The following is a 4,090-nucleotide window of genomic DNA, read 5'->3' as shown; positions in this document are numbered from 1 at the left end:
GCGTTGCGGGCCTCGTCGGCGGGCTCGGGGCGGACCACGCGCAGCTCGTCCGTCTGCCACACCAGGTCGATGTTCTCGGCGAGGCGGATGTCGGTACGGCGGCGGTCGGACTCGATGACCGGCGTGTCCAGGAGCGCGGCGATACGCCGGAGCTTGTTGAGGACCGAACGGCGCGCGGCCTCGGTGGGATGTGCCGTGAACACCGGACGGACGTTGAGGCGGCCGACCGCCTGGGCGAGCAGGTCCGGGGCCTGGTCCGCTCCCTCGCGTACCACGCGGGCCAGCGCCGACTCCTCGCGTGCTCGTGCGGCCCTCAACTCCCCTCCTCGGTGGACCTGTTCGGTGACGTTGGCGAGGTGGAAGTAGGTGGAGAAGGCGCGGACCAGCTTGGCGGCGGTGTCCAGTTCGGTGCCGCGCAGCAGGTCGGCGGCGGCCTCGCCGTCCTCGCGGGTCAGGCGGCGGACCTTCTCGACGAGTTCCAGCAGCTCGGGGCCCTCCTGGCGGACGAGGGTCTCGCCGAGGAGGTCACCCAGCCGGCGGATGTCGGCACGCAGGGTGGCGTTCGGGATGCGGGCGTGCATGAGGTACTCCCGGGGTGTGGAGTGGGGGGCGCGGTCAGGGCGCCAGCAGCGTCGCAGGGTTGACCGAGGTGACCGCCCGGATCTGCGCCAGCGTCAACTCCGCCTCGGCGAACCAGCGTTGGCTCGTGGCCAGCCAGCCGACGGGGTCCGGCTGGTCCGGCTGTCCGAGGTCGGAGCTGAACACCACCCGTGGATGGGCCCGCACCACCTCGGCCAGGTGCCGGGTGTCGCGGTGGCCCAGCAGGAGTGTCAGGGCGGTGAGTTCGACGTACAGACCCGGCACCGGGGCCAGTAGGGCCAGGTCGGCCGGGGTGAGGCCGGACATGGGGTGGGTGGCGTGGGTCAGCAGCAGACGGGGGAGTTCCAGGCGTACCGCTTCGTCGATCACCCGGAGGGTCTCGTCCCGGTCGCAGTGCCCGGTCGCTAGGACGACGGGCAGGTCACGGGCGGCCCGGAGAACCTCGCGCACCGGCTCGCTGAGCCGGCCCGTGGCGTCCAGGACACGGTTGCCGCGCCGGCGTTCGGGGTCGAGGAGGGGGTGGAACGGCTCCCGGTGCAGTGTGGACCGGTGGGCGGGGCCCACCAGAGTGGGCAGGTGGACGACCAGCCGGGCGGGGCTGTCCGGCCCGTGGCTGTAGACGGCCTGTTCCATGACCTGGGGGCGGACCCCTCCGGCGAGCTCGTTGAGCACGACCGCGCCGGAGACGGGCAGACCCTCCTGCCGGGCCTCCCAGGCGTTCGCCGCTGTCGATCCCAGATGGCTCTTGACCACCACCCAGCCGTCGACCTCCGCGTAGGCCCTTCCTGCGGCGCCGGTCGTCAGACGGCGCCGGTACAGGTCGGGCCCGGCGTGGTAGTGGACGTCCACCACCCGTCGTAGCAGGTCAGACATGACGGGACGCGGAGTCGGCCGGGCCTTCCCAGGGTTTGGCGTAGCCGAACCGGCGGCGGGCCTCGTCCAGTCGCAGGCCCTTGCCGACGGCCTCGGCGATGGCCGACTCGGTCCCTTCGACGCGTTCCGCGCGTTCCGCGACCTCGGCGGCCTGCTCGGCGGGTACGACGAGGACACCGTTGTCGTCGGCGACGACGACGTCACCGGGGCGCACGGTGACGTCGCCGATCGTGATCCGCCGTCCGGTGGCCGCGAGTTCCACCCGGTTCTTGCCGCTCACCATCGTGGCACCGGTGCTGAACAGCGGGTATCCGGCGGCGCGGATCTCGGCGATGTCCCGGGCCGAGCCGTGCAGTGCGGTGCCGCGCACCCCGCGGCTCTGCGCCACCGAGGTCAGCAGCGAACCCCAGTTGGTGCAGGTGGCGGAGCCGCCGTTGTCGACCACGACGAAGGAGCCCGCCGGGACGTCGTCCAGGTAGTTGGCGGCGTTGCGGAACCCGTGCTCGGAGTGGTCCACCGGCTGGTAGGTGACGGTGTATGCCAGGCCCGCCGTACGGGCTCCGGGCACCCGTGCGGCGATCCCGGCGAGCACTCCGGGGATGCCGAGGCTGTCCAGCGCGTCGGAGACCGAGGCGGTGTCGAGCGCGGCCAGCCGGTCCACCACCTCCGCGGGCACGACGGGCACCGGTTCCCCGTCCCCGCCCGCCAGTTCGGCGGCGACGGCCTCGGCGACCTCTCGGGTACCCGCGCTGCCGCCCAGGTCGTACGTGACCGTCGTACGGGTACGTGCGACGGTACGGACGGCGCTCCGCAGTTCCTCGCCCGGTACGGGCAGGCCGAGGTGGTCCAGCATCTGGGCGACGGTGAGCAGCATCGCCATCGGGTTGGCCCGGTCCTGGCCCGCCATGGCGGGGGCGCTGCCGTGCACCGGTTCGAAGTAGCTGCCGTGGTCGCCGATGTTGCCGCTCGGGGCGAGACCGAGTCCGCCCATGACGCCGGCGCCGAGGTCGGAGAGGATGTCGCCGAACATGTTCTCGGCGACGAGCACGCCGAACCGCTCCGGCCTGCGGACCATCCACAGGGCGACGGCGTCGACGTTGAGGATCTCGGTCTCGATGTCCGGGTGGTCCCGGGAGATCAGTTCGAGGCGTTCGCGCAGCTGGTTGCTGCTCTGCCGCAGGACCATCGGCTTGTCCACGACGGTGAGCCGCCGGTGGCCGTGGGCCTCGGCGTGGGCGAGTCCGAAGCGCAGCAGCCGGTCGATGCCGAACCGGGTCTGCAGCCGGAGCGTGACGCTGCTGCCCTCGGGGCCGGAAGCCTCGGCGTTGGGGTGGTCGCGCACCGCGTTCCACAGCGCCTCGTCGAGGCCGTGGATGTCGTAACCGGCGTACAGGCCCTCGGTGTTCTCGCGGATGACGGTGAAGTCGAACCGGCCGTGGTCCAGATCGGTGACCGGGCGGATGTTGGCGTACAGGCCGAGCCGCTGGCGGAGCTGGATGACCGGGGAGACGAACTTCCGGCCGGTGCCCCGCAGCGACGGCGTGAGTTCGGCCTCCGCCTCGCGCAGCGGTTTGCTGGTGATGGCGCCCAGCAGGCAGGTGTCGGTCTCCGCCAGCAGCTTCCAGGTCCGCTGGGGCACCGGGTCGCCCTCCTGGCGCCAGCACTCCCAGCCGATCTCCCCGAACCGGAAGTCCAGGGGAAGACCGAGCCGTTCGACGGTGCGCAGCGCGGCCTCGACGACCTCGGGGCCGATGCCGTCACCGGGCAGGACGGCGATGCTTTTTCTCGGAGCTTTCCTCGGAGCCGACTTCATCGGAGTCCCTTCTCCCGCAGGTAGGCCTCGATCAACGAGGAGACCTTCGCGGGCTGTTCGGCGTGGGGGCGCATGCCGGCCCCGGGGGCGATGTGCACCCTGTGGTGCGGGGCGGCGGCGGTGTGCCGCCGGGTGACGAGCTGGGAGTGGCTGCCCACGATCTGCAGCAGCGGGCCCGGGTGGGCGTGCACGGCGGCGGAGACGTCGATCCCGCACAGCAGCCGCATCCCGGCGGCCAGCCGCCGCCCCGCCGCCGCGTCGGCCTCGACGGGGGCGGGGTCGGCGTCGGGCCCGTCGTACGGGAGGACGCGCTGGTTGAGCAGGGCGAGCGCCGCGCCGGGGCGGCCGGACGCGGCCAGGTCGGCGATCTGCGTGAGCCGCTGTTCGAGGACCGGGTCCGTGCGGGCGGGGCCCGAGACGAGCAGGGCGGCCGTGTCGGGGGCGCAGTCCGGGAGCAGGGCCTGGGCCACCGCCCCGCCCAGCGCGTTCCCGCAGAGCAGGTCGACGCGGCCGAAGTCCGGCAGCAGCGCCCGCCACCGGGCGACGAAGGCGGCCATCGAGTCCACCTCCTCGTCCCACAGCGAGAGCGTGTCCACCACGGTCACCCGGAGCCCGGACCGGGTCAGGGTCCGGATGACCGGGGCGAAGAACGCTCCCTCGTCCCAGCGCGCGGTGACGGGGGCGAGGACGAGGGCGTGGGGCGTGGGGGGGGGGGGGGGCGGGGCGGGCACCGCCCGCGGGCGCCGCCGGGCCGGGGGGGGGGCCCCCGGCCCGCGGGGGGGGGGGGGGGGGCCGGGGGCGGGC

The 4,090-nt window shown here is 73.7% G+C and carries 4 protein-coding genes; all 4 read right to left on the bottom strand.

What is annotated here, in order from left to right; genetic code table 11:
* Positions 1-581: phosphoenolpyruvate carboxylase (locus ACFWPS_RS52820; protein WP_383721461.1), on the bottom strand; the 581-nt coding region annotated here is incomplete at its 3' end.
* 34 nt (positions 582-615) lie between these two features.
* Complete coding sequence (locus ACFWPS_RS52815; RefSeq protein ID WP_383721458.1) at positions 616-1,473, bottom strand: DUF6282 family protein; 858 nt, start codon at positions 1,471-1,473, stop codon at positions 616-618.
* Complete coding sequence (locus ACFWPS_RS52810) at positions 1,466-3,286, bottom strand: isocitrate/isopropylmalate family dehydrogenase (protein WP_383721456.1); 1,821 nt, start codon at positions 3,284-3,286, stop codon at positions 1,466-1,468. The genes ACFWPS_RS52815 and ACFWPS_RS52810 overlap by 8 nt, the downstream gene beginning before the upstream one ends.
* Positions 3,283-4,017 (bottom strand): alpha/beta fold hydrolase, encoded by a 735-nt coding sequence (locus ACFWPS_RS52805; protein ID WP_383721453.1) that lies wholly within the window; start codon positions 4,015-4,017, stop codon positions 3,283-3,285. Before ACFWPS_RS52805 ends, ACFWPS_RS52810 begins: the two co-directional genes overlap by 4 nt.
* Positions 4,018-4,090 lie beyond the last annotated feature (73 nt).

It is taken from the genome of Streptomyces sp. NPDC058457, from assembly GCF_042720695.1.
Classification (GTDB): Bacteria; Actinomycetota; Actinomycetes; order Streptomycetales; family Streptomycetaceae; genus Streptomyces.
Note: the sequence above shows the minus strand (reverse complement) of the source record. Positions and strands in the feature narration are given on the sequence as shown.

Excerpts from the sequence above, each read along its gene's own strand:
- ACFWPS_RS52815 (WP_383721458.1), bottom strand. The coding sequence starts at position 1,473 with ATGTCTGACCTGCTACGACGGGTGGTGGACGTCCACTACCACGCCGGG.
- ACFWPS_RS52810 (WP_383721456.1), bottom strand. The coding sequence starts at position 3,286 with ATGAAGTCGGCTCCGAGGAAAGCTCCGAGAAAAAGCATCGCCGTCCTG.